This window comes from Paenibacillus sp. ClWae2A (genome assembly GCF_032452295.1).
Taxonomy (GTDB): domain Bacteria; phylum Bacillota; class Bacilli; order Paenibacillales; family Paenibacillaceae; genus Paenibacillus.
In genome coordinates, this window is the sequence record NZ_JAULSQ010000021.1 from 23678 (window position 1) to 49141 (window position 25464).

21 protein-coding genes are annotated in these 25464 nt (G+C 46.8%); 11 read left to right on the top strand and 10 right to left on the bottom strand.

Features of this window, described 5'->3' with window-relative positions:
• Positions 1 to 242: 242 nt before the first annotated feature.
• The gene (gene arfA / locus QVE09_RS30050) at positions 243 to 1748 is read right to left on the bottom strand and encodes an arabinosylfuranosidase ArfA (RefSeq protein ID WP_315939764.1); all 1506 of its coding nucleotides are present in this window, start codon (positions 1746 to 1748) and stop codon (positions 243 to 245) included.
• 179 nt (positions 1749 to 1927) lie between these two features.
• Here arfA and QVE09_RS30055 point away from each other — a divergent pair, with 179 nt between their 5' ends.
• Complete coding sequence (locus tag QVE09_RS30055; RefSeq protein WP_315939765.1) at positions 1928 to 2836, top strand: ArsR/SmtB family transcription factor; 909 nt, start codon at positions 1928 to 1930, stop codon at positions 2834 to 2836.
• Between the two features lie 131 nt (positions 2837 to 2967).
• Here the strand turns inward: QVE09_RS30055 and QVE09_RS30060 are convergent, their stop codons facing one another.
• The 5 genes from QVE09_RS30060 to QVE09_RS30080 all read right to left on the bottom strand — a co-directional run bounded on the left by QVE09_RS30060 (position 2968) and on the right by QVE09_RS30080 (position 13240).
• Positions 2968 to 3762: a C40 family peptidase gene (locus tag QVE09_RS30060; protein ID WP_074093837.1), complete on the bottom strand. Its 795-nt coding sequence runs from the start codon at positions 3760 to 3762 to the stop codon at positions 2968 to 2970.
• Between the two features lie 544 nt (positions 3763 to 4306).
• Complete coding sequence (locus tag QVE09_RS30065) at positions 4307 to 7582, bottom strand: glycoside hydrolase family 48 protein (RefSeq protein ID WP_315939766.1); 3276 nt, start codon at positions 7580 to 7582, stop codon at positions 4307 to 4309.
• A 311-nt stretch (positions 7583 to 7893) separates the two neighbouring features.
• On the bottom strand, positions 7894 to 10887 hold the full coding sequence (locus tag QVE09_RS30070) for a glycoside hydrolase family 9 protein (protein WP_315939793.1): 2994 nt from the start codon (positions 10885 to 10887) through the stop codon (positions 7894 to 7896).
• Positions 10888 to 11239: 352 nt separating this feature from the next.
• Positions 11240 to 12979, bottom strand: a complete 1740-nt coding sequence (locus QVE09_RS30075) for a methyl-accepting chemotaxis protein (protein WP_315939767.1) — start codon at positions 12977 to 12979, stop codon at positions 11240 to 11242.
• A gap of 90 nt (positions 12980 to 13069) precedes the next feature.
• Positions 13070 to 13240, bottom strand: coding sequence for a phosphatase PAP2 family protein (locus QVE09_RS30080; RefSeq protein WP_315939768.1), 171 nt, complete (start codon positions 13238 to 13240; stop codon positions 13070 to 13072).
• A 170-nt stretch (positions 13241 to 13410) separates the two neighbouring features.
• Here QVE09_RS30080 and QVE09_RS30085 point away from each other — a divergent pair, with 170 nt between their 5' ends.
• Together QVE09_RS30085 and QVE09_RS30090 are read left to right on the top strand one after the other, a co-directional pair.
• On the top strand, positions 13411 to 14400 hold the full coding sequence (locus tag QVE09_RS30085) for an LCP family protein (RefSeq protein ID WP_315939769.1): 990 nt from the start codon (positions 13411 to 13413) through the stop codon (positions 14398 to 14400).
• Positions 14401 to 14545: 145 nt separating this feature from the next.
• Positions 14546 to 15799 (top strand): acyltransferase, encoded by a 1254-nt coding sequence (locus tag QVE09_RS30090; RefSeq protein ID WP_315939770.1) that lies wholly within the window; start codon positions 14546 to 14548, stop codon positions 15797 to 15799.
• Between the two features lie 37 nt (positions 15800 to 15836).
• Here the strand turns inward: QVE09_RS30090 and QVE09_RS30095 are convergent, their stop codons facing one another.
• Entirely contained in the window at positions 15837 to 16574 is a 738-nt protein-coding gene (locus QVE09_RS30095; RefSeq protein ID WP_315939771.1) for a hypothetical protein, read from the bottom strand.
• Between the two features lie 219 nt (positions 16575 to 16793).
• Here QVE09_RS30095 and QVE09_RS30100 point away from each other — a divergent pair, with 219 nt between their 5' ends.
• Both QVE09_RS30100 and QVE09_RS30105 read left to right on the top strand, forming a co-directional pair.
• Entirely contained in the window at positions 16794 to 17741 is a 948-nt protein-coding gene (locus QVE09_RS30100) for a hypothetical protein (protein WP_315939772.1), read from the top strand.
• Between the two features lie 54 nt (positions 17742 to 17795).
• Positions 17796 to 18038, top strand: coding sequence for an NHLP leader peptide family RiPP precursor (locus QVE09_RS30105; RefSeq protein ID WP_315939773.1), 243 nt, complete (start codon positions 17796 to 17798; stop codon positions 18036 to 18038).
• A gap of 75 nt (positions 18039 to 18113) precedes the next feature.
• Here the strand turns inward: QVE09_RS30105 and QVE09_RS30110 are convergent, their stop codons facing one another.
• Positions 18114 to 20012 (bottom strand): ATP-binding protein, encoded by a 1899-nt coding sequence (locus tag QVE09_RS30110; protein ID WP_315939774.1) that lies wholly within the window; start codon positions 20010 to 20012, stop codon positions 18114 to 18116.
• A 154-nt stretch (positions 20013 to 20166) separates the two neighbouring features.
• The gene (locus tag QVE09_RS30115) at positions 20167 to 20448 is read right to left on the bottom strand and encodes a hypothetical protein (RefSeq protein WP_315939775.1); all 282 of its coding nucleotides are present in this window, start codon (positions 20446 to 20448) and stop codon (positions 20167 to 20169) included.
• A 144-nt stretch (positions 20449 to 20592) separates the two neighbouring features.
• On the opposite strand from QVE09_RS30115, the gene QVE09_RS30120 reads away from it, so the two are divergent.
• The 3 genes from QVE09_RS30120 to QVE09_RS30130 all read left to right on the top strand — a co-directional run bounded on the left by QVE09_RS30120 (position 20593) and on the right by QVE09_RS30130 (position 21479).
• Positions 20593 to 20754, top strand: coding sequence for a hypothetical protein (locus QVE09_RS30120; RefSeq protein ID WP_017690239.1), 162 nt, complete (start codon positions 20593 to 20595; stop codon positions 20752 to 20754).
• A 122-nt stretch (positions 20755 to 20876) separates the two neighbouring features.
• Positions 20877 to 21248, top strand: coding sequence for a hypothetical protein (locus QVE09_RS30125; protein ID WP_036611534.1), 372 nt, complete (start codon positions 20877 to 20879; stop codon positions 21246 to 21248).
• 39 nt (positions 21249 to 21287) lie between these two features.
• On the top strand, positions 21288 to 21479 hold the full coding sequence (locus QVE09_RS30130; RefSeq protein WP_036611535.1) for a hypothetical protein: 192 nt from the start codon (positions 21288 to 21290) through the stop codon (positions 21477 to 21479).
• Between the two features lie 102 nt (positions 21480 to 21581).
• On the opposite strand, the gene QVE09_RS30135 is transcribed toward QVE09_RS30130, so the two are convergent.
• Positions 21582 to 22796, bottom strand: a complete 1215-nt coding sequence (locus QVE09_RS30135; protein ID WP_315939776.1) for an MFS transporter — start codon at positions 22794 to 22796, stop codon at positions 21582 to 21584.
• A gap of 256 nt (positions 22797 to 23052) precedes the next feature.
• Here QVE09_RS30135 and QVE09_RS30140 point away from each other — a divergent pair, with 256 nt between their 5' ends.
• From QVE09_RS30140 to QVE09_RS30150, 3 genes are all read left to right on the top strand, one after another.
• Positions 23053 to 23703, top strand: a complete 651-nt coding sequence (locus QVE09_RS30140; protein WP_315939777.1) for a peptidylprolyl isomerase — start codon at positions 23053 to 23055, stop codon at positions 23701 to 23703.
• Between the two features lie 484 nt (positions 23704 to 24187).
• A complete protein-coding gene (locus tag QVE09_RS30145; protein ID WP_315939778.1) occupies positions 24188 to 24448 on the top strand; it encodes a YqkE family protein in 261 nt (86 codons plus the stop codon).
• 211 nt (positions 24449 to 24659) lie between these two features.
• Positions 24660 to 25454 carry an SDR family oxidoreductase gene (locus QVE09_RS30150; RefSeq protein ID WP_315939779.1) on the top strand — a complete coding sequence of 265 codons (795 nt, stop codon included), beginning with the start codon at positions 24660 to 24662 and terminating at the stop codon, positions 25452 to 25454.
• Positions 25455 to 25464: the final 10 nt, after the last annotated feature.

A 25464-nucleotide genomic window follows, 5' to 3' on the forward strand; every position in this document is an offset into this window, starting at 1 on the left:
CAGAAAGATTGACCGCATATGATATTTATCGACTTTTTTCGTCATTTTTTTATACAGTTTAATCTGCATTATTATCAAAATTTAACGGACTTTTCCCGTCGATTGATTACTCTTATCATTCGGACTACGCAAAAAAACTGGATACGAATTAATCGCATCCAGCCTTCTATTAAAGGAACTACGCAACGGCCGATACTTCTGCTATCGAGACCGTGTCACCCTATTCCTTTTTTCTTAATCCATTACTGCACTTTCAAACGGATTACGTTCCATGATGCTTTCGCCAAGCTCGCCGTAATCAGGGTATCAGATACAACTGCACCCCCACGATTATGAGGAGCAACACGGTTTGGTTGTGCCGCCGTATTAGCTGCTTTGAGATCATCACTTTCCAGCACGATATGCTCGATCACGGTACACTTCCCGAAGCTACGCAGGTCCACTTCGAGCGGAAGGGATTCTTCCAGATGACGGTTAACTGCGAATACAGTCACTTCACCCTGCTCTTCGTTATGAACCGCAATAGCTTCCAGATAAGGAACATCTGTGATTTCTTTTGTATCGTATTTTGGAGACTGGATCAATGGCACCAATGCTGTTCCACGCCCGAAGAGGGAAGTATGCATGAATGGATAGAAGATCGTCTGTCTCCATGAACCACCACCCGTATCTGTCATGATTGGTGCAATTACGTTAACGAGTTGTGCCAGACATGCCATTTTAACCCGATCCGCATGTTTGAGCATACTGATCAACATACATCCAACAAGCAGTGCATCCTCATGATTGTAGATATCCTCCAGCTGTGGCGGAGCAATCTGCCATGGGTCCATCTTCGAATCATTTTCATTGGAGTGATACCATACGTTCCACTCATCAAAGGACAGATACATCGTCTTTTTGCTGCGTTTCTTCGCTTTGATATAATCACAAGTCGCCTTTACGGTATCGATAAAACGATCCATTTCAAGCGAGCGTGCCAGGAACGTTGGCGTATCTTGCTCCTGATTACCATAGTACTGATGGAGAGACAAATACTCCACATGATCATACGTATGATCCAGCACCGTTGCTTCCCATTCCGGGAATGATGGCATATTCAGGTTTGAACTTCCGCAAGCTACCAGTTCAATTGTCGGGTCCGTCCACTTCATGACTTTTGCCGCTTCAACAGCTGCACGTCCATACTCTTCTGCCGTTTTGTGACCAATCTGCCAAGGACCATCCATCTCGTTGCCCAGACACCATGTTTTGATCGCATGTGGCTGCTTGTATCCATGCTTAATACGAAGATCACTATAATACGAACCTTCTGGATGGTTGCTGTACTCTACAATGTTGCGTGCTGCATCGGCGCCCCGTGTTCCCAGATTGACGGCCATCATGACTTCAGAATTCGCCTGTTTTGCCCAGTCCACGAATTCGTTGAATCCAAATTCATTGGTCTCAATTGTTCTCCAGGCCAGTTCCAGTCTGCGATTACGTTCTGACACAGGCCCAACCGAATCTTCCCAATTGTAACCGGATACAAAATTACCTCCTGGATAACGTACAATCGGTACGTGCAACTCCTTGACCATCTCCAGCACATCCGTGCGGAAACCCTGTTCATTCGCTGATGGATGCCCTGGCTCATAAATCCCGCCATATACGGCACGTCCGAGATGCTCAATAAATGATCCGTACAAGCGCTTATCCACTACACCAATAGTAAAATCTTTATCTACCGTCATTTTTGCTTTTTCCATAATGAATTTCAACTCCCTAAGATTAATATAAAAATTAATTGATATTCTATGGATCAACGTTCATATTTATATTAAAATCGATTATAGTCTTAATTTCAACCTGAATTTTGCAAAATGTTATTCTTTTTACTGAATTTATGTTTAACTTAATTCTATACAGATAAAATGGAGGAACAACTGTGATCAGAGCAAATACCGATGCCGAATGGCTCCCCCTATATGAAGCACTTGCCAGTGAAGTCCGTCTACAGATCATCCGCCTTGTTGCAGAGACACCCATGAATGTGAAAGACCTCGCTGCTTCACTGGGTCTGAGTAGTGCCATCGTGACCATGCATGTCCGCAAACTTCAGGATGTAGGCATTATTCAGTCCAAAATGATACGTAAAGACGGCGGCACACATAAAATGAACAGCCTTGCTGTAGACTGGATTGGCATCTCCATGCCGCAGGAAAGCGGGACAGCCCGCAAGCTGCACGAGGTTTCTGTACCTGTTGGACACTACACCCACTTTGACGTCTATCCGACATGTGGTCTGGCTACGTCCAATCATGTTATCGGACAGTATGATGACCCTCGTTATTTTCTAGACCCCGAGCGGATGCATGCCCATATTCTGTGGTTTGGCCGTGGATTTGTGGAATACAAAATTCCAAACTATATCTTATCCGGACAGCAGATCAATGCCATTGAATTGTCTCTCGAGATCGGATCAGAAGCACCTTCGGTTAATCCGAATTGGCCCTCGGATATTACATTCATGCTTAATGGCATCCGATTAGGGGAATGGACAAGCCCTGGAGATTCAGGCAACGGACGTGGCATGTTCACCCCGGAATGGTGGAGTGACAGTGTCAATCAATATGGCATGCTCAAGGTACTTCGAATTACCAATGAAGGTACGTTTATTGATGGACAACATCTATCCGAAATTACACTCGCAGATATCCCCGTGGAACGCAACCAATGGACCCTTCGTCTTTCGGTGGAGGAAGATGCTCAACATGTGGGCGGCCTTACCTTATATGGTGAGGGATTTGGAAACTACAACCAGGATATCCTGTTCCGACTGTACTATCAGGATTGAGTTTTTCTGAATAATAAATAACACAAAAACACCTTCCATTCGCCCGTTAAAGGCAGAATGGAAGGTGTTTTGTATTCATAATTCATAATTCATATGAACATGCGCGAAATATCGAAGGTTCTTGTTCTATACTACAGCGCACTGCCACCAAACAGGAAACGATACTCCCAGTGTTTGCCGGAGATATCACTAGTAGTTACACCACCGCCAGCGTTGGAATATGTATGTAATACTTTTCCGTCGCCCAGGTAAATTCCTGTGTGAGTAATCGTTGCGGTAGATTTATTCACGCCCGAATACGATGATGCAGAGCTGCCTTTATACGACATGAAATACATCAGATCGCCGCGTTTCAGGTTTTTCCAGTTCGTCTGAACTGTACCCTTGGCTTTTACATAGGCTCCCTGTTTGCGGGAATCCGCTGGAAGCTTGATGCCAAGTGCATCAATGAAGGCTTGACGTACAAAGCTGGAACAGTCAAAAGTAGCTGTGCTGTTACGACTGGCTCCGAACTCATAAGGTGTTCCCAAATATTTCATTCCCGCCGCAATCACTTTTTCTACAGATGCATTGCCGGTCACCGATGTACCACTATTCGAACCCGATCCGCTTGTGCCGCCACTAATCGCTTGTGTGTATTTGGATGAAGAAGATATGTAGCCTGTCCGGTTAGCAGAATCCTTAATCTTATACCAATCCGAACCGGATTGCTGAAGCACCGTTACCGTTTCCCCTTTAGCGACCAAGCGAACAATCTTCGCAGAAGAAGAAGGTGTTGTGCGTAGGTTTACGCCCCAAATTACTTTTACTTGTGAATTGTCAACAGCAGCTGCGGATACCTGTGCCGTTAGTGCTCCTGTCGTCAGACTTCCCATCAGCATCGTTGCTGTGACACTTGCCGTAATAATTGTTTTCTTCCAGTTCATGATGTCGAGTTCCCCCTGATGTTACAGAATTTTAACCTGGCTTGGTTCTCCCGGGCTTGCCCCATTGTAAACGGGCTATCCATAACGTTCATCAGTCAAAAGTCCTGTATTGATATAGGCACATTTGAGCACTAAGTATCAGGGTCTGTCCATGATCTACTGGAAAAATTCACTGCTGATCCCTTCATTTTGAAAGGTTAAATTATTGTAACTATTTGATATGCTTGATTTTCCCGCGATACAAGAGCTAGGTCATTTCTCATTCAGGGCATATGCCATATGACCTAGATTTTAATGTTTAAAATCGTAAATATGGTAAACATTACTATGATTCATTTACCGATTACCGTTCCCCGAATTCACATTTTTGCCTCCAGCATCAATACAGCTCGATTTATCAGCAGTGTCCGTTAGATTATTTCATATTTCATTTTTGCTTTTCCATAAAAAAAAGAAAAGCCAGGGATTTCTCCCCGGCTTAACCTGTATGATGAGTAACATCACTCTACAATACTCTACAACTGGTTGAGCAACTGTGTACTGTTTAAGGTTCAATTCCCCATACCTTGGCACCATCCTGATAAGCTGTCACTTTTGTCCAGGCACTGAAGGCCGTTTGGGTGGAATCAAAGGAATAATCATTCGTTTGATCAAAATTCGTCCAGTTGTTTTTCGAGAAACGTCCCTGGATGATTCCGGTCTCGGCACCCGCGGCCAAACTGCCAGCACCCGATTTGAATCCAATCTCCAGATACGTATCTGCCGTGCCCTTGACCGGATCTATCGAAACAAAATGCCCTTCCACGTTACCACTGCCAATCTGCGCATAATCACACCAGAAACTCAGATCAGCGGCACTATCCTTGGTGAAATAATACCGGACCTTCACTTTGCTCAAGTCCACAGCAGTTGTACCTGTATTCTTCACATTAAATTGTGGAGTAATCGCATTGACCGAAGTTCCTGAACTACCATTACGGTATTGTACTTCAAGCGTTCCCGTTGTAACTGGAGGGGCCAATGGGGTCAACACCAATACATTTGAATTCGTCTGACCACTCGTATTAATCGCCACGACTCTGTAATTATAAGCTGTACCATTCACCGCCGTTGCGTCGGTATACGTCAGTGCGGTCAAACCTGTTGCCAGATCAGCGTATGCCCCAGTGCCTACCGAACGTTGTACCTTATAACTTGATGCTCCAGTCGATGCTGTCCATGTCAGTACCGCCTGGGCATCGCCAGCCGTTCCAGTAAGGTTGAATACGCCTGGCACAACGGTACCTGCGAGTGGTGTTGCAGATGCTTGTGTCGACGGTGCAGACTCACCTACAGCGTTCACCGCAGTGATGACATAATAATACGTTGTGCCGTTGGTCAAACCTGTATCCGTGAATGTCGATCCTGTGACCCCTGTTGCTACAGACGTATAAGGACCACCATTCACCTCTGCACGTTTCACGGTATACGAGGCTGCACCAGCGGCTGCGTTCCAATTCAGTACCACTTGCTCGCTTCCTCCCGTTGCTGTTACGCCAGCAGGAGCAGCGGGTACTTCCACTTCCGGACTATCAGAATCTCCGAGGAGACGATCATACTCGCCGTACGCTGTAGCCATATCCACTTGTGACCAGAACCGGTGATACGTAAAGGTAGGTGCACCGTTTTCCCACTGCTTTGTGGTCGGGTTATACGACGTTTTGTACAGGTTATCCAGGTAAACCCATGCCGGATCTTGCTTGATGGCCGGACGCAGATCGGAGTATCCAATGTATACGCCATTGCCGCCTTTCGCCGGATCGGAAGGTACACCTGCTGTACCTGGAATCGTGTTGCCTTGACCAAAGGTTCCTGACCAGTTCGCCGGGATATAGATCTCTTTGGCAAAGAAGCGGAAGTAGTCTTTACGCTCTTCTTCCGTAACAATCCCCACACCATCATTGTAATCCCAAGCTGTATCCAGCAGAGCCTCGGCCAAATCCTTGGCTTCTTGGCCTTCCGCGCTAAGTGTGCCGTTCTCTGCCTGTGTTCCCGCTGCGAAGAAGGTCAGAGCTTTAACGTAACTTCCCAGAACGCCTGTGTCCTGCACTGGATCTTTGGTCGTTACACGGAAGTTCGGATTTTCCGTAAACGAACTGAATCCATTCCACTTGTCCGGTTGACCCTGCCATTCCTGACCACCCGGAATCCAGAACTCTCCCGGAGCCGGCGTTGTTGCTACCTGAACATTAGTTCCACCCAAAATGCGCTGTCCAGCCGCATTCAGATAATAACCTTGCGCATCCGTCACCGGACGCTCACCTACAAATACATAATCCTTACTCCAGTCGATCCACTTCGTGATTACTTTTTTGGCCATCTGGAAGTTCTCAGAGGTCAAATCACCGCTCTCCGCAAGAATATAGTACATCTCGGCTACACGCTCCAGCGGCCATGCCTGGAATCCAAACCAGGTGTTGGAATCTGGGTCACGATACACTGGTGCTTCTTGATAGGCCATGTCATAGAATGTACTTACGCCTGCCGGATAGGCTTTGTATGAACCATCCAGACTGTTCGTTGCTCCCCCGCCGATCGCTCCTTCATGGGATTGTAGCCAAGTGTAGAATTCCAACTGACGTTTCAGCGTAGCATTCCAATCTGCCTTCGCTGTTGCTGATTTCGGAATCAAACCGCCAGCCGGATCAGACAAAGCATACGCTGCAACCGGGTTTTGATAAGCCTGATGGGTATGGCTCGCTCCAATGCGCCAAGCCCAATCCCCACCTTGACCCAAGCCACCACCCCAAGACGTATACCAAGCCATGAGATACATGTTGGAATCCTTGCCTGTACCCGGAGTCGGTGTACCGCTCTTTGCACTTCCGATTTTCTGGAAGTATTTATCATACATACCATAGCGCAGATAGTCCCCCATCTTCTTAGCTTTATCCAGATATTCCGGATTGTTGTATCCCATCTCCTTCGCCCAATACAGCACCTGTACAGCACGTGCATCGGCATCCGTTGCGTTTGTGTAACGCCATTGCGCTGACGGTACCTGATTTTCCTTTGTAAACAAGCTCATGAAGCCTTCGTTAGCCTTACCAAAAGATTTATCATCCTGGGATGGATGCGGAATGGCTTCCCACACAGACTCCTGCTCCCCACGCTGGAACGTGTTCACATAGGTAGCCGTATGTGATGGATTCAACAAGTTGCCATATCCATACCAGTCATCCACATCGACCAGCCAGTGCATGAGATAGGTCTGATTGTCGCCATAGGTCGCCTTAAGTTCGGCATCAATCGGATCTTTACCCGCTGCATATTGACCATTAAGTTGCGATGGATATTGATCTGGAAAAGGTTTTTCCGCTGCGTACGTGGCAGGGCTATTCGGATTGTAAAAACTCATGGTAGGCTGCTCTTCTTTGCCATCGCCTTCATTGACCGGGATAATGTATTTTTCCATACTGTCCCATGCTGCTTCCAATTGGGACCAATCTCCCGTGTAGTGACCATACATGGTCTCCAACCACAGCCAGTAACTGTACGCCTCGGACGTCGTCATATGACCATAATCCGGTGCCTCACTCAGCAGGGTCTCAATGGAATGATAAGGTAGACCCTCTGGTGAAAAATATCCGTTCGCCGGATCTTTCAACTGATCGTACAATTGCAAAAACCGGGCTTCATTAATGCTGTCTGCCTGAATCTCGATGGCCTGATCTGCGGCATGTGCTGTTTGCGGCCCTGCCCAGAGTCCGGTGTATCCGGTCAACATGACGGTTCCCGCCAGCATGGCTGTTAAACTTTTTTTCGCAGCTGATTTCAACATTAATATATACCTCCCTGAAATAGTGGAAATTGCATATAAGCGCGTGTTCAAAAAGAGCGGTTTTCAGTACCGAGAAGATGGGATGAAGCTAGAAATGGAGTAGCGCAGCGTAGGGAAAACTACGTGAGCAACTACGATGTTTCCTCAGGAAACATACTTCGTAAGCCTCCCGCTTATTTCGGCTGAATTCCATATTCGATGCTGATGATGCCACTAGGCATCCTTCGTAATCAAAAGCGAACTTTTTGAACAACCTCTATAAGTGCTGTTGGTCTGCCCATGCTGCACTTCTGCTTATGATCTTGAGCCAGTTACGGCTCCAAGCCCCATACTTTGGTGTTTCCCTGATACCCGGTTACCTTGTTCCACGCGGCAAAAGCCGTCTTGGAAGCATCATAGGAATAATCATTACTTTGATCGAAATTGCTCCAGTTATTTTTGGAAAAGCGTGTCTGGATTACGCCGGTCTCTGCTCCAGCGGCCAAACTGCCTGCTCCGGACTTGAAGCTGATCTCCAGATACGTATCTGCGGTACCCTTTGCCGGATTCACTGCGACAAATGTCCCTTCAACATTGGCTGTGCCCATCTGGGCATAATCACACCAGAAAGTCATTTGATCCGCACCATCCTTGGTAAAATAATATCGGACCTTCACCGTGCTGAGATCAATCGCCTCCGTTCCTGTATTCTTCACGTTGAACTGCGGAGTCACCGCATTACTTGAATTCCCGGACCCTCCGCTGCGGTACAGCACTTCGAGCGTACCGGTCGTCACCGGAGGTGCAGAAGGCGTCAGTGCCAGGACATTGGACAGTGTCTGTCCGTTCGCATTCACGGCTGCAATCCGGTAATTGTACGTGGTGCCATTCAGCGCTGTTGTATCGGTGTAAGTCAACACGGACAATCCAGTTGCCACATCTGCATATGTCCCGCCTGCCACCGAACGTTGTACCTTATAGCTAGTAGCGCCCGAGGCTGCTGTCCAAGTCAGGACCGACTGCGCATTACCAGCTGTCCCACTTAAAGTCAGTGCTCCCGGCACCGTCGAAGCTGCTTGCGGGGTAGCCGACACCTGTACAGAACCCGATGATTCACCTGCTGAATTCACAGCAGTCACTACATAATAATAAGCTGTCCCGTTGGTCAGTCCCGTGTTTGTGTAGGTCAATCCATTAACCCCTGTCGCAACAGTTGTATAGGGTCCTCCACTCACCTCGGAACGCTTCACCGTATACGATTCGGCCCCGGATACAGCGGCCCATGTCAAGTTAACCTGACTGCTTCCCGCTACAGCCTGCACGCCAGCAGGTGCGCCAGGAACCGTGACTGGTGTAACACCAGGCTCCTGCCCATACAACTTCACCCCTGCATCATAGACTGGAAGGTATATGCTCTTCACAGGAGTGCCCGTGGTCAGCGTCTGGAACGAATGATCATTGCTGGCATTCCATGCACCCTGTGGGCCTGTAATGCGGAACTGTACTTCTTTACGATAATTTCCTTCCCCACCTGGATAGATCTTCGTATTACCGAAGTTCGCCGTGATGGCATAGATATGCTGAGCTGCATTCACCACAACGGGTTGGGATACCGTCGCCCCCTCCGTATAGGAGGCTGTCACTTGCACGTCCGATACAGTACGTCCAGCAGCATACACTTCACTCAAATCCAGGAAATACTTAAAAGACAGTTGATCTCCCATTCGGGCAGGCCAAGCGGATCGATTATTAAGCTGTGCCCGGATTTCCGTATAATTGGCACCTGATGATTTAATCGCAGCCTCCACAAAGAACTCATCACCCTTCACCTCAGGTGTAGGGAAGTTTGCAAGGGGCTGATGATTCTGACCAAATAGCAAATTCATCTTTGCCAGTGCGCCGGTAAAACCAGCATTGTAATCGGTTGCCACCTCATTACTCACGTAATCCCCGATATCATCGGTATATCCATCGGATGCATCCGGGCCACCGACCATAGCGCCGTACAGAATGTGGCGATGGTTAGCCGGGATATCTTCGTTATTCAGCCATGAACTGTGAGCGGTCCGATGATGCGGATGTTGAGGTGCATTTTGCCCATATCCGACCACATAACTGCTCTGGCGCGGATTATCGCCCAGAATATAATTCATCTGTGAGACAGCGAAATCCTGATATCTTGATTTTTTCACAGGATCACTGACCCAGTCGGAGTATACAAAAGAAATAAAGGATGCATTCGCTGCATATCGGAGCGAGCCCCACTGATCCAGCCACGCCAGACCTCCTGGCGTATACTTGACTCGTGTCCCATTGACTCCAACCGTCCAATAATCCAGATTGCGCTCAGTCGACTGAATAAATCTCGTCGCCTCCGGCATGTTCAAACTGGACGTAATCCGGGCAAGCAGGATCTGGGCACCATAATTTTTGTTATCCCAGCCCTGTGTCCATGTATAGGGCCAGTTTGCAGAACCACCGCTGGCAGACCACCGATCTGAAGCCGCAATGGCTTTGGACAAGTAAGCGCTATCATTAGTAGCTAAATAAAGCCATGCTCCGCCCCATGCCAATTCATCCTCGTATCCTGACCACGAGTTATAAAACGCCGCAGCATCAGTGATACAATCGGTGTATTTCCCCCGATATGTATCTGCGAAGTTATACAGCTCTTTTGCATGTTGGAGCAGTCTGGCCGAATATGCCGGATCATCATCTGCAAATACAATCGATGACGCTGCCAGCGCTGCGGCCGTTTCTGCCGCCAGATCGCTGCCCGGGCATGAAGCATCAATCTTGAACGACGGACGGTTCATCTGCATGACTTCTGCGGGTCCCCACCAGGCATGGTCGGTATTGCCGGCCCCGACTTGTCCCCATAATTCATTAGGTTTAGTATGCGCTTTCATGAAATAGTCGGTCGCCCATCGGATATTATCCTTGATCTCCTCCAGTTGTCCGGCCTGTTCATATCCGTCGCTGTATTCCACGACAGACCAGGCAAGCATCGTAGCGGAAGCAGCCATCGGAAAACCAAACTTTACGTGATCTCCGGCATCATACCATCCTCCGGTCAGATCAACACCTACATCAGCACCATCCTGCATCCCCGAATTACCACGCCATTCGACCCGATTACTCGCTGGCAACGGGCCCGAACGCTGTGCTTCATAGAAGTAAATGGCCTTTTGCAGCGCTTCAGCATAGTTCTGATTTCCGGCGGCCGCATCCGCCTTACGAATTCCTGTGCCCATCGATAAACTCCCTGCCAGTAGTCCTGCCGATAACGCGATCATAGCGACTCGTCTCCACCAGCTCCCCTTCATGTTCAACTATTCATCTCCTCTTCATCAATATTCCGTATGCATTACTCTGGACTACAAGTTTATATCGCTCCTCCCCATGGTGTATTTCAGTGTAAGTTACACCATTAATTACCATTATAGCTGTTTGTTTCACTAGCTATATAAGCGTTGGTGACTTCTGAAATAACATTGTTGTGACCTGCTCTGCGTCATGCGACAAAAAAAGCTGTTTCTCTAACGCATATACGCGTTAGAGAAACAGCTTCTCGCTTTTGCTGTAATCAGCACCACAGATTAAATGGTATTTCTGACCATCCGGTCTGTATGTTCCTCTACACTTTAGGTATCAGAACATCTCAGAACATCTGAATGGTTACACTTTGAACTTGTTAATCTGCTCCTGCAGTTCTTCGGCCATTTTGGATAATGAACCTGCGGATGATGCAATCTCTTCCATGGAAGCCAACTGCTCCTGAGTTGCGGCAGATACATTATGAACCCCGCCCGCTGCTTCTCCGGCAATGTTGGAGATTTGACTTACATATCCTACAACCTCAGTTGTACTCGCCGACATTTCCTCTGAACCTGCAGATACTTCCTGGATTTCACCCGCTACTTTGTTGACCGCATCCGAGATCTGCTCGAACGCTTGTCCTGCCGCAGTAACCATCTCGATTCCTGATTCCGTCTCACTGCTGTTCACTTTAACTGCCTGAACAGCATGATCCGTATCTTTCTGAATCAATTGAACGAGATCCGTAATTCTTTGCGCAGATGTGGAAGATTCCTCTGCCAGCTTACGCACTTCTCCCGCAACTACGGCGAAACCACGTCCATGCTCTCCTGCTCGTGCGGCTTCAATGGCTGCATTCAGTGCAAGCAGATTGGTCTGCCGGGCGATGTTGTTGATTACCTCGGTAATGGTTCCAATCTCTGCTGAACGTTCCCCAAGCCCTGTAACCAATTCAGTAAGTGAAGCAATGGAATTTCGAACAGAACCCATCTGTTCAACTGCTTGCTGAATAATCATGTTTCCTTCGGAAGATTGATTCGCCGCATCCACAGCAGATACGGATACACTCTGAGCAAGCTCGGCAATCTGCTCCGATCCCAGAGCCATCTCATTCATCGCCTGTGAAGAGCGCTTCACAATATCAACTTGATCAGACGTACCTACAGCCAGTTCCTCGACCGTCTGGGAAATCTGTTCCGAAGCTTGGGTATTCTGCTCCGCACTTGCAAGAAGCTCCTCCGATGAAGCGGCTACCTGTTCGGAAGTCATCGATACCGATTCAATCATCTCGCGCAGATTACCCGTCATGGTATTAAAGGAATTAGCCAACGTTCCTAATTCATCCTTATTCTTGAGCACAATTTTCTCACCTGTCAGATCACCACTTGCTATTGCCATGGCAGCTGAATTCATCTTTTGGATTGGGCGTGAGATAATGCTAGCAATGAAGAATGCAATGAATATCGCGACCAGGAATGCAAATATTGTCACTACCAAAATCACATTAAATGTATTCCCTGCCAATGCAACAGAATCACCCGTTGCGGCTTCCGATCCTTCATTGCCCAACGTAATTAACTTGACAAGTGCGTCGTTTGCCGTATACCACATCGGATAAGCCTCAGTATGAAGTCTGCTTGCCCCCGCATAATCGTTGTCCAGACCCAAGTCGATGAATCCAGGCATTTTTGCGAGATAGGCTTCATAATTCGTACTGAAATCCTCATTATACAGCTTAAGTGCTGCTTCGTTGCCTGCAAAATACGTTTGCAATTGTTTGCGCTCATCTTCAATCTTGGTAAGCAGCAGTTGTAACGCTTCATTCAGCTTAGCTGATTCGTCTTCGTTCTGTTCAACGATAACTGCAAGCGCCAAACGCTCTACATCCGAAACATCGCCATTCATCTTACCCAGCAGGCTTACACTCGGCATCCAGGTCTGATCCACTTCATTCGCCTTGCCAGACATAACATGAATCTGGACTAACGAATAGACGCTTACAAAAACCAGCAGAATCACGACTGCCAGAAAACCAGCCAGTAACTTGCCTCGAATCGTTAACTTCAATTTCCCCAACATATTCCCCCGTGTGTCTTCCATGTGTCCCACTCCTCAAAATAATACATATTTATAATATATCGTCACCTATCGCCATGAATTGTAGATGTTAGAATTCAATTTCTATAAATTTCATGTAACTTCGAACATAACACAAAAGAAGTCTCCCATCTTTGGCAGAACCAGAGATAAGAGACTTCTTGAATTGAGCATGCCCAGAAGGAATCCACCCAGGATATCTCCCGGATAATGTACACCTTCATATACACGCGATACCCCTGTCAACACAGCAAGTAATAGCATCCATAACCCAAGACCACAAACAAGATTTTTTACACAATAAATTTATACTAACTATTTGTCATGCAATTCTAACATTGACCGAAGTTACGAAATCAAAGAGGACATTTTACTTTCTTTTTGTTAAACTAGTTTGAGTTACATATCAGTTCAATCATAGAAAGGTGAAGATTATGCTTAAAAAATGGTTATGGGGTACAGCCCTGACCCTGGCACTTGCGATTACAAGTGTCGTTGTATATTACGGATATTCGATTGTTCATTTTGCCAATAGCATCTCCACGGCTTCCGGGACTTCATCCAACTCGTCCTCTTCCGGCACAGACAGCGATTCAGACACACCAACGACAACGATTCCCAGATGGGAGGGCCAGGAACGGGTGAACATTCTGCTGCTTGGCGGGGACTCCAGAGGCGATGATGCAGGACGCTCAGACTCGGTCATGGTCGCTTCCATTGATCCGGTCACCAAGAAAGCCCATCTATTCTCCGTACTGCGAGATACCTATGTAGCCATTCCAGGGCATGGCAAAAGCAGACTTAATGCAGCCTTTTCCTACGGGGGTGCGGAGCTGACCAAACAAACCGTCAGTGACCTGCTTGGTATTCCCATTCAGCATTATGTCTACACAGACTTTACGGGCTTCATGGCACTCGTTGATGCGGTAGGCGGTATTGAGATCGATGTGGAGAAAGACATGTATTACACCAGTAAAGCAGATAAACATATGTACGACATTGACTTAAAAAAAGGATTGCAGCATATGGATGGCAAGACCGCCCTGCAATATGTTCGGTTCCGGCATGATGCCACATCCGATTTTACGCGCACCGAACGGCAGCGAATCTTCATGACTGAACTGGCCAAGAAGATGCAGAGCACCACTTCGCTCTTCAAAATCCCGGATATCCTGGAAGCTATCGCACCCTATATAGAGACAGACCTCAGTCCAACCCAGATGTTAAAACTCGCATCACTTGGCTTCGATATCCATGTGAACGATATTGACCAGCAGCAGATTCCACCGAACAAACTCCTCACCAACGAACTGGTCGGCTCAGCTCAGGTGCTGGGTGTTGATGTAATCAAACTCCAGTCCTACATTCAGAAACTGTTTGAAGAAGATGCCGCATCTTCGCAGCCCCAATCATCAGACGAATAGAACTAAAACAACCATGAGTTACACCAACAGAAAAGACGGCCGAAGCCGTCTTTTTTAGTACCTATTTTCTCCATTTAATGCAGCCTTAATGTTTAACAGGTACCCTTATATGAAGAACTCCGGTTCCTGGAGGGAGGATTACAATGTGAAAAAACCGCGAATAGCGGAATGGACCGAGCTGCGGGGCATTGCCTTTCTGGCGATTGTCATGCAGCATAGTATCGCTGAGTATATCTATCGCGCCGATATTGAACAACCGGATTCCATTATGCTGACCATGATTTATCATCTGACCCGATTTGGTACGCCAACGTTTGTATTTCTATCGGGTGTAATGTTGTTTTACCATCACCGTAACACCAAACCGGATTATCCTCGCTTCATTCGAAAGCGATTTGGCGATATCTATATGCCGTTTGTGGTATGGACACTCATCTATTGGCTTGCTGTCCGTATATTCACCCCCGCGTTCTGGCTTGCAGGCATACCGGATATGCGCAGTCTTGTTCGTGAACTGTTTGTTCCACAGACGGGATATCATCTCTGGTTTGTCATTATGGTGTTTCAGTTCTATATTCTGTTCCCCCTGTTTTGGACAGGAGCAAAAGCCATTCAGAGACGTGTCCAAAATGTCATGCGTTTCACGCCCATGCAAGTTATTGTGGCACTAATTCTCTTTGCAGCTGCATTCTACGCCCTGCTTATGAAATGGTCCTACTATAATATGGGCGGATGGACAGAATCCATGTCTGAGCCATGGTCAACGTTGCTGCAATATCGCTCCTATTCATGGGTGATGTACTGGTTCTACTTTTTACTGGGTGCCGTATGTGCCTGGTCAGTGGATAACTGGAGGAGTTGGACCACGAAGGTACTGCCATGGACAATCTGTCTGTTTGTAGGGATGTATATATGGCTTGGTTACGATGTGCTGCGTGGGTCCGGGGATGTTGTTAATCTGAATATCTCCACCTATCTGAAACCAACCACATTCCTGATCATTATGGCTCAGATGTTTATGATGTATGGTTTCCTCGTACTGATGCGGGGCAAAGATACACGGTTTCAGCGTCTGTTAGCATGGATTGGCCGCTATTCATTTGGTGGATATCTGGTTCATGCACTGGTGATCTACGCGATCGCTTATGTTACCAGACCGCTTCAACTCAGTGGATGGCATCTGCCTGTAACGTTGCTATCGTTCCTTGTAACGGTTGGCATTGCTCTTGCAATCAGTTGGACACTATCCAAGCTTCCTGGCTCACGTTTCACCGTAGGGTTAATGCGCAAACCACGTTTAACCCCCAATCCATCAGCTGCTGTGGACAAAAGAAATTCACCTGAGCGAACTCGGTCACCCGGCCCAACTCGCAGTACAGGAACGAGTGAGCCGTTTTAGAATAAAGAAGAGCGTCCCCTCACGGAGACGCTCTTCTTTATTTTACTTCGCTCGAAGTTGATCGTCCAGGAACAGGTTCCTGGGGACCCGGGGCTGGATGCACGTTGCCCTTCTGATTCACAAATCTCTTCAGATCACCCGTTAATTGTTCCTTCAGCTTGTCCACCAACTGCGTTTCACTAATGCCTTTTGCCTGAGCAATCTCAGCCAGGGATTTCCCTCCCTGAAGCTGCTCGTGCAGTTGAGCAGGGGTGACTCCGATAAACCGGGCAATTTCACCCTTATCTACCATGGAACGTTTGCCATGGTGGGCAAACTCACGCCGCAAATCGCGCAGCGGGGTATTGATGACCTTTTTCAACTTGGTATCCATGTCCGCCTTCGTGGCTGCAGCTTGTTCTTTGGTGAGACAACCTTCTTCTACAGCTTGATCCAGACGCTGTGCAAGTGTAGGCTTCAACTTCTGCAATAACTGTTCCTCACTAAGTCCCTTACGCTCTTTGGCAATCTGGGACAACGTCTTGCCAAGTTCCATCTGTTCTTTCAGATCCCGAAGTCCAATCCCAAGCAAGTCCGCCGTTTCACCAATCATGAACAGACCGTGCCCTGCCTGCATGCATGGCTTCGCTGGTTTGCCGGAGGAAGAAGCTTTTGACGCATCGTTATGTTCCTCAGCCCGAACCGTTGAGTCAGCGAATGCCACATGTCCTGTTGCTGCTGTTATGACTACGGCTGCCAATCCGGCTGCCATCCATGTTTTCCATTTCAAATTCATTTTTCTGCCGCCTTTCCGATGTCGAAATCCTGTGCCTTCCTAGTTTGAGCCTAAAATCCACTTTTTTATGCCATAAAATACAAAAAGTCATCATTTTTCTCACAATTGATCACAAAAAATCCTATTTTTTTCAGTTTATTTCCGCTATACTGAATGTAACTTCATGATCAAGTCGAACAGTCCTTAGTCACCTTATCGCAGGAAGGACGATATGTAACGATGCGAAGAGATTGGTTAGATCCGTTTAGCACCGATCTGGAGGTCGTGTTTGCTTCAGCGGAACAACTCGTACGGAAATATCCCGAACCCTTGTCAGGACATGCATTGGAGCAACTTCATTCGGTTAATCCCCTGTTACGAGATTCGGGGCACAGTTATATCGGATATATCATCCCACTTTGGATGCAACACTCACACAAACTCCCTCAAGAGAAAGCACACCAATTAAGTACAGCTTGTCTCATTCACATGTTATATTTTCTGAATCAGGACGACGTGATGGATGAACAACCGGAGAATGCCACACTGAAGTTATCCTTGGGCAATCTATATTATATGGATGCACTTCAATCTTACTCGGTATTATTCACTCCTTCCTCCACGTTCTGGATCTATTTCAGACAATATGTAGTGGATTGGGCCGTGAGTGTTACGGGTGAGCATTCCATTGATTATTTTCAACAGAATCCCTTGTTGATTGCGCAAAAGGCTGCCCCTCTGCTCATTGGAGCTACTGGTGCACTCGTTCTGCTGAATCAGTCCAACCGGATCATCCCGGTGTGTTCTGACATCAACATCACACTCATGACACTCCAAATGACCGATGACTTCACAGACACGCAACAAGATGCTGTGCATGGAAACTACAACAGCTACCTCTCCCACATATCCGCAGCACTGAATCACAACTATCCAGTTCATCCTCTAAGCGAACGTATACATGACAATGTATACAATACACAACTCATGAACTCTTACGTAGACATTGCTTTTCACTATAAACGTACATTAACATCGTCTAACTTAGGAATATCGCATCTTGAGGCGTTTGATTCTTATTTATGCAGCACTTTAGTACAAGCTGTTCAGGACATTACACAACGGAAGAAACGGCTCCTCCAAGGCGGGTTTCATCACTGGATCAGCGAGCAACAGTTGGAATTCTGAACATAAGGATGAAGCTGAGTCAGTTTAATTTTAAATATGAAGGGAATGTTGACGATGATGGTATCAGAGAAAACGTTGCATGAGGATATTATTGAAAAGGCTTGGACTGACGAGCACTTCAGACAACAATTGAACTCCAATCCGAAGCAGGCGCTTCGTGAAGCTTTCGGTATCATAATCCCGGAGCACATTCAGGTGCGTACCGTTGAGGAGCAGCAGAATGACTATGTGCTTGTCATACCTCCCAATCCTTCCAAAGTAAATTATGATGTGAATTGCGGACCTTGGAGAAGTTAAACCGGGTGAGTTATTGGTAATGTAAGAAATCAGGGGTAGGAACAAAAAAAGCCGCTGTATCCTTCTGTGAGTTCGTCAATCGACGAACTCGGCAAAAGATACAACCGCTTCTGTTCCTACCCCTTTGGTGCTTGTAAAGCTGATCTGTCCTTGCATCGCTTCAACAATTCGGAATGTCACCATCATGCCCAATCCTGTGCCTTTGATTTTATTGGAGAAATATGGCTCGCCCAACCGGGAGAGTGCTTCCTCGTCCATTCCTTCTCCGTTATCCCTGACATGCACCTTAATCATTCCATCCTGCTTGTACGCCCAGATATCAATCTGGCCTTGTCCCTGCAGAGCTTCAATACTGTTCTTGATAATATTGATAAAAGCCTGCTTGAACTTCGAGGAATTGCCCCGAATATATAGATCTGGCGGAATGTCGGTGGTAATTTTTCCACCTTCCAGATTAGCCATCGGTACAAGAATGCCTTCAATATGATTGAACTCATCCGAGATATTGAGCGAGATAATATGGTCAAACTCAGGTTTGGCAAAGGTAAGAAAGTCCGTTATTATACCTGAAGCCCGATCGAGTTCTTCCAGTGCAATTCGCACGTACCCCTTATTTTTGTTGTCTTCCTGTTCCGTCATAAGTTGCAGGAACCCTCTTGTCACCTGAAGTGGATTACGTACTTCATGGGCAACGGAAGCAGCTAGCTCGCTAATAATCTCCATCTTTTCGGATCGCTGCAACTCATTGTTGAACAGCTCCAGTTCCTTGGAATACTCTAGAACTTTGGTATGCTTTTCGGCAAAACGACTTCCGAGAATGGCAATCAACGAGATCACAAATGCAACCATGGACCATTTCCACCATAACAGATGATACGTCCCACTCCGTTGATAATACCACAACAGTTCAGCAACACTGATCAAGGCAAATGTACCGAATCCTGTCGCAAGCAGCATAGCTTCCCGATTTCGTTGCAGCGCTTTGGCGATGGTACCAACCAACAGGATTGTCAGCAGAATGACCAGCACAATGCCAACCACACGCTGTACGAGCAGATTGTAGAGGATTTCCCATTGCCCACCTGAAGTAACATAGATAAATAGAGAGAACACAGCGATAACTGAATATATGAATAGTATTTTTCGCAGTTTGGTGAAGATTCCATGCAGTCCTGGCCCGATAATCTGTTCAAAAAAATAACATAGCGCTGGCATACCCAGCAGCATCGCCAGATCAAAGACTACGGAATACAGGTCACCATATACCTGATAGAACGTATACAAAAATTGCGAGTACGTGATGATCATCGTGCCGATGGAACCCATCACGATGCACAGTGAGATCCATAATCCCTTATGGAATTTGCCAAGGAAGAACGTACAACTCAGCATCGTAATCGCTGTGAAAACAAAGGTCGCGCCCAAAATTACATCAATAAGTCCGTTATGAATATATTTCTCCTGTAACGCGGCATAAGGTCCAACCTGAACAGTACCTTGTATCCCCAGACGGCCTTTTTCATTTTGCGACCATACATAGAGCGTGTCACCTGAATTTTCGCTGGATAAGGGCAGCAACACAGCATTATTATCATAATTGTAATGGTAGTTCTCGTAGACCTTGCGGTCTTCCAGATAAACAACAATATGATTGCCTTTAATGTTCTCAAATCGGATGGCTGAACTTTCCTCACTCAACTCAGGAATGGTCAGGCGAGTCCATAAAGAATTTGAGCGATCCGTATTGCTATACTCTAACTTATCGCTGCCCTGCTTTTCCCATATCTCGTCTGCTCCCTTAACCTCACTGATGAACCCTTGATCGTCAACGTTCCCCCATTTTACATCCCATCCTGTAATGGATACAGGTTGCTGAACCGCTCCTGTAGTTGCAAAGACTATCCCATGTGGCATACCTAGAATAATCAATACACTCATCCATAAGATGACGATAGCTTTGGGCACATTTTTCATTCACAGCACCTCAAAGTTCTAATTTTCCCTAGCTTAGATTCTCTCATTTATCATTCGCCACCATTTGTCACGTCACCTTCTTGAGATAAAATGAAATTTCACATTTAAGTCGATTTATAGTCTTATTTCCATTTTATTGTTAAAGTCAATCCGGTTAATCACGCAAGTCTTCGAACTGGTTCACTATCATTTCCCGTTCTTTCTGTTCAACTTGAGTGCGGAATTCAAGCCACTGCTCTGTCTCCTCATCATCATAGATGGTCCATATGTCGGAAAAAAGGAAATCCCGCAACTGGACAACTTGTCCGGACCATATACCGCCTACCCAAAACAAACCATCCGGACGACGGATGACGGTACGGGAGAAGCCGGGTGTGGACGCCTTTTGTCCGATACGGATGCGTGTGATCATATTCCCCAGTGTATACCAGTCCACATGAATCCCTCCCTTACATATTCAAGCTTCATCATAACATAGGCAAAACAGGAAAAGCTGTAAAAACGGTGGCTGAGATTCAATCCTTTGCTCCGGGTGTAATGGTTTCTCAAAGCAAACAAACACGCTAAGGAGATGAGTACAATGAATGAGCCACATCGTACGGTTGAGGTGGAACATAAGGATGTTCAGCATAAATCGGATTCAAGTATGGTTGCTTCCACATTTATTAAATATGCCGCATATATCATTATCTTTTTCGGATTCTTATACTTCTTGGTGAAGTATGTATTCCCCAAATTCTAAGGCATTCATATCGTAGTGAACACCCGGAGATAATAACCTGTGCAAGATTACAACACTAGCGCTTTGGGTAACTACGGGGTAAGAAGCATTTGGACAACCGACAATGAAAGGAAGTGTTACTCATGTCTGACAAACCAATTAGTAACGAAGAGAGCGACCGCTATTATGACCGTTATCAGAGGTCCCGCGATATTCCACCAGAGACGGAAGTCCCGGAAGGCGATATGGATACCTTTGATGAAGTTTCCGGCAGACGGATTGTTACGGAAGATTCGGATCTGGCACCCGTAGCCGCAACCGCTGTGGATGAGCCGGAATTGGATTCACGTTTGGCTGAGACCCCGCTGGAATCTGTACCGGATGCAGATCTTCTGCAACCGAACAGTCCGGTTGATCCTGCTGCACCCGATCCAGATGCGCTGCATGGTACCGATCTGCTTAATGGTGCTGGTGCGGATGCCAAACCAGAGAACGACATTCCACCACGCCATTAACGGCTGTTATGACATCCTGAATGAGGAGGTGCATACACGATGAAGGAAGATCGCCAAAAGCATGTGCATGAACCGGATAATCTCGTGACCGAACGAGATATTGACCCGGACTTCGGACTGTTCACTGAGGACTCCTTCCCCGAAGCACTTGAGGATGAGGATCAACGTGATGCGGTCGAACATGCCATTCCCAAAGAGAAGGCTTCTCGTAAGCCCTCTTCAGATGACTAACTTATATAGATCCGTAGTAGACTTAAAAAAGATGACGTCTGTAATTTCACAGCGTCATCTTTTTTGTTACCTGTAAGTTCACTTACACTTAGTGATTTAGCTTCACCGCTTAGGGGAAACCTTACTTGCCACGGGTAGTTTGTGATCCAATCCTGACCACTTCGCTACAATCGCAGTGATGATCAATGCCACTCCATTAATAATAAATATCCAGCGTATCGGCAGCCAGCCCCCAAGTACACCACCAATGATCGGTCCCGCCATCGTCCCGATCTGGGCAGCGGATTGATTCAGACTAAAAGCCCTGCCCCGGAAATTCGATGCGGTAGCCTGCACAATCATGGCATTAATTGCCGGAAATACAGCCGCAAAGAATAAACCATACACAAATCGTAAAATGCCGAATGCGATATAACCTGTTGTAAAGAACTGCAGAAGATTCCCTACAGCCCCACCAACAAGTCCAATGATCAACACTTTACCGTATCCAATCCTTGAACCAATCTTGCCCCACCGCGGCGCCATAATAACTGTTGCTACCCCCACCGCTGAGAAAATAATACCCGAGCTGAGTGAGGCACGATCCGGCTGAACGCCCATCTCCATCACATAGACCGTCAATAGTGGCTCCAGAATCATGACGGAGAATGTACATATGCCCATCATGCCAAGCACCGTCATAAACAAACGATTCGCTCTTGCTTCACGAATGTCATCCATGACGTGGGAACGCGCTTTGTTCCGGTTGAAGTTCTCTTCTTTTACCCAGAAGGTTGCAATGATTGCTGAGACTAACACAACAATAGCCGAAAACAAAAATGCATTCCGGTTGCCATAATAATGACTCACCACGCCACCAATTAATGGTCCGATAATACCACCAGTGGCTCCTGCAGTGGACATAATACCAAGTGCATAACCAGTCTTCTCTTCAGGTGTATTCGTACCTACCAGGGCAATCGCTGCTGGAACAAACCCTGCAAGCAGACCCTGAAACAATCGAACAACAATCAGCGAGTATGGGTCCTGCACGAAATAATTGATTAAATACAAGACGGCAAGGCTGTATCCCGACCGGATCAGCATGGGCTTGCGCCCGTATTTGTCAGCCAGTGATCCCCAGAACGGAGACACGAGTGCACTCGCGAGAAACGTAATGCCGAAGGCCAGTCCGGACCATAGTTCCAGGTGATCACGAACGCCCAAGTCAGCACTTAGAAACAGGGGCAGAAATGGAATCGAGATTGAATACGCCGTGCTGCAAAAAAATACACCAATCCACAATATGACCAGATTTCGCTTCCACGAGAAGTTCATATACCCGCACGCCCTTTCCGTTACTGACGCCGGGACTGCCGTGTATTGGAGCCGACGGAACAGACCCGTACGTCCCCGATGCGGAAGCATTTTCCTTATTTTACACCCATCATTCCATGAAGGCCAACCCTTGTTCACCATAAACACATGTATTACATTGCCATCCTGTCCACAAAAACGGTATGATAGTTGGGTAAATATCCAAATATGATTTGGAGAAAATATATAATGCAGAGATGCAAGGAGGAACGTTTTCATGTCTTTACGGTGGAAAAAAAACACAGTAGTTTCGCTAGTAATCGCGATGCTGCTTATCGTCATTAGTGGTTGCGGACGCCCTTCAAGTGGCGCTACAGAAACACCAGCTCCAGTTGAACCAACGGGCCCCAATCCGGTAGCTACCATTGAAATGGCGGATGGACAGAAAATTGTCATTGAACTATATCCGGAAATTGCGCCCAATACAGTGAACAACTTTATCTCCCTTGCGAATAAAGGGTTCTATGACGGTCTGATCTTTCACCGGGTCATTCCGGGCTTCATGATTCAGGGTGGAGATCCAAATGGCAACGGTTCAGGCGGCCCAGGTTACACGATTAAGGGCGAATTTACATCTAACGGTCACAAAAACCACCTGAATCATACGCGTGGGGTTATCTCCATGGCGCGCGGAGATAATCTGGATTCTGCTGGTTCCCAGTTTTTCATTATGTTAGCAGATGCTGATCATCTTGATAATGCCTATGCTTCCTTTGGTAAAGTAACCGAAGGTTTAGAAGTCGTTGATGGTATTGCAGCTCAGAAAATAAGCAAAATCAAGGACAAACCCGATACCGATCAGGTCATGAAAAAAGTTACGGTAGACACCCACGGTCTGGAATATCCAGAGCCGGTAAAAATGCCTTAATGAACGTCCTTGCCAAACGGATGATAATCCATGGTTATGACTTGGTTATGAACGCTAAACAAACAAAAGCTCTGTCCTGTGCGAATGTCGCAAGGCAGAGCTTTATTTATTGATTTTAATGATAACGGTTACATATATGACTTTATAAAAAATGACCTCTTCCGGCATCATCCTCAATACATCCATCCCATCAAACGTAACCAGCCGATAATCGCAATCCATAACGGGCAGCTAAAGGCAACGCCCCATGCAAGCCCTTTCAGTAAACCACGGTTTACTTCCACGAACAACGACTCCTTTCTCCAGGGAATAGTCGCAGTATCGGTAATAGTATATGATTTTATACCCGATTTCATTCGTCACGCAACCCTCGTTTTCCTGCTTTTGTTCCGCAGTTTCATGGAATGAATTCCGGGAACCTGATATACTATGACTACTGTACGATAAATGGAACCTGATTCATGTTTGGAAAGGAGATTTTCCTATGGCAAAATCCAAAAAACGCCCCCCTGCTCCCAAAGCAGTAGCACAGGATAAACCCACAACACTGAGGGATCTACTGAGCAGTGATGTGCTGGAGAAACTGAAAGCTCAGGCGGATGAGGCAAAGGCTGCCGAGGCGGCACTTAAAGAGCAGGAACGTCAGCAAGCAGAAGAAGCTCGCCAAGCGGAGCAGAAGCGCCGGGATAACGACTTCGAATATCTGCTCAATAACAGCGCTATGGACTGGAAGAAACATAAGTAAGTCAGGGCATGACCTGAGGGTTTCTCCTACCTTCCACATGCCAAAATAATATTACAAGCAGACAGATTCATGAAGCTGATCTGCTCACAGAACAGGGCCGCGTTGCGGTCCTGTTCTTTTTGATATAGACACATATGATTCACCAGTCTTGAGCCGGGTATGTAGAAATAGAGCTTACAACGATAATCTATACCATACGGAGGGATCAGAGATGACTGAACAACGTTTGGAAGGCAAAGTCGCGATTGTAACCGGAGGTGGATCGGGTATTGGTCAGGCTACCGCTATTCGTTTCGCCGAGCATGGAGCCAAAGTATACATGCTGGATCGCACACCCGAAAATGCGGAGGAAACAAAACAAACGATTGAAAAAGCTGGCGGAGAAGCGTATGTGATCGAATGTGATATCTCCAAACCGGATAATGTGCAAAAGGCGATCAATCAAGCCGCGGCTGAAGCAGGTAAACTGGATATCATATTTGCGAATGCTGGCATCAACGGAACGATGGCCCCGATTGAAACGATGGAAATTGAGGACTGGGACCAAACGATGGAGATCAATATGCGCGGAACATTCGCAACCGTCAAATATGCCATCCCTCATCTGAAAGAACATGGCGGCAGCATCATTATCACCAGTTCCATCAACGGTAACCGGGTCTTCTCAGGGATTGGTTTCTCTGCATACGCTTCCAGCAAAGCGGGACAAACTGCGTTTACGAAGATGGCTGCACTGGAGCTGGCTCGGTATAAGATCCGTGTTAACGCCGTCTGCCCAGGAGCCATCGATACCAACATCGATGATAACACCTATCCGTCGGATGATCTGAAAGATGTACAGATTCCTGTTGAATTCCCTGAGGGTCATGAACATCCGCTCAAGGGCGAACCTGGAACGTCGAAGCAAGTGGCGAACCTCGTTCTGTTCCTCGCTTCCGATGAAGCCTCTCATGTTACAGGTACACGAATCTATGTGGATGGTGCGGAATCTCTTCTCCGTGGATAAAATATAAATA

Excerpts from the sequence above, each read along its gene's own strand:
- QVE09_RS30125 (WP_036611534.1), top strand. The coding sequence starts at position 20,877 with ATGTCTGACAAACCAATTAGTAACGAAGAGAGCGACCGCTATTATGAC.
- QVE09_RS30095 (WP_315939771.1), bottom strand. The coding sequence starts at position 16,574 with ATGAATTTGAAATGGAAAACATGGATGGCAGCCGGATTGGCAGCCGTA.
- QVE09_RS30145 (WP_315939778.1), top strand. The coding sequence starts at position 24,188 with ATGGCAAAATCCAAAAAACGCCCCCCTGCTCCCAAAGCAGTAGCACAG.
- QVE09_RS30110 (WP_315939774.1), bottom strand. The coding sequence starts at position 20,012 with ATGAAAAATGTGCCCAAAGCTATCGTCATCTTATGGATGAGTGTATTG.
- QVE09_RS30135 (WP_315939776.1), bottom strand. The coding sequence starts at position 22,796 with ATGAACTTCTCGTGGAAGCGAAATCTGGTCATATTGTGGATTGGTGTA.
- QVE09_RS30140 (WP_315939777.1), top strand. The coding sequence starts at position 23,053 with ATGTCTTTACGGTGGAAAAAAAACACAGTAGTTTCGCTAGTAATCGCG.
- QVE09_RS30120 (WP_017690239.1), top strand. The coding sequence starts at position 20,593 with ATGAATGAGCCACATCGTACGGTTGAGGTGGAACATAAGGATGTTCAG.
- QVE09_RS30065 (WP_315939766.1), bottom strand. The coding sequence starts at position 7,582 with ATGTTGAAATCAGCTGCGAAAAAAAGTTTAACAGCCATGCTGGCGGGA.
- QVE09_RS30070 (WP_315939793.1), bottom strand. The coding sequence starts at position 10,887 with ATGAAGGGGAGCTGGTGGAGACGAGTCGCTATGATCGCGTTATCGGCA.
- QVE09_RS30100 (WP_315939772.1), top strand. The coding sequence starts at position 16,794 with ATGCGAAGAGATTGGTTAGATCCGTTTAGCACCGATCTGGAGGTCGTG.
- arfA (WP_315939764.1), bottom strand. The coding sequence starts at position 1,748 with ATGGAAAAAGCAAAAATGACGGTAGATAAAGATTTTACTATTGGTGTA.
- QVE09_RS30130 (WP_036611535.1), top strand. The coding sequence starts at position 21,288 with ATGAAGGAAGATCGCCAAAAGCATGTGCATGAACCGGATAATCTCGTG.
- QVE09_RS30080 (WP_315939768.1), bottom strand. The coding sequence starts at position 13,240 with ATGCTATTACTTGCTGTGTTGACAGGGGTATCGCGTGTATATGAAGGT.
- QVE09_RS30060 (WP_074093837.1), bottom strand. The coding sequence starts at position 3,762 with ATGAACTGGAAGAAAACAATTATTACGGCAAGTGTCACAGCAACGATG.
- QVE09_RS30075 (WP_315939767.1), bottom strand. The coding sequence starts at position 12,979 with ATGGAAGACACACGGGGGAATATGTTGGGGAAATTGAAGTTAACGATT.
- QVE09_RS30085 (WP_315939769.1), top strand. The coding sequence starts at position 13,411 with ATGCTTAAAAAATGGTTATGGGGTACAGCCCTGACCCTGGCACTTGCG.
- QVE09_RS30105 (WP_315939773.1), top strand. The coding sequence starts at position 17,796 with ATGATGGTATCAGAGAAAACGTTGCATGAGGATATTATTGAAAAGGCT.
- QVE09_RS30150 (WP_315939779.1), top strand. The coding sequence starts at position 24,660 with ATGACTGAACAACGTTTGGAAGGCAAAGTCGCGATTGTAACCGGAGGT.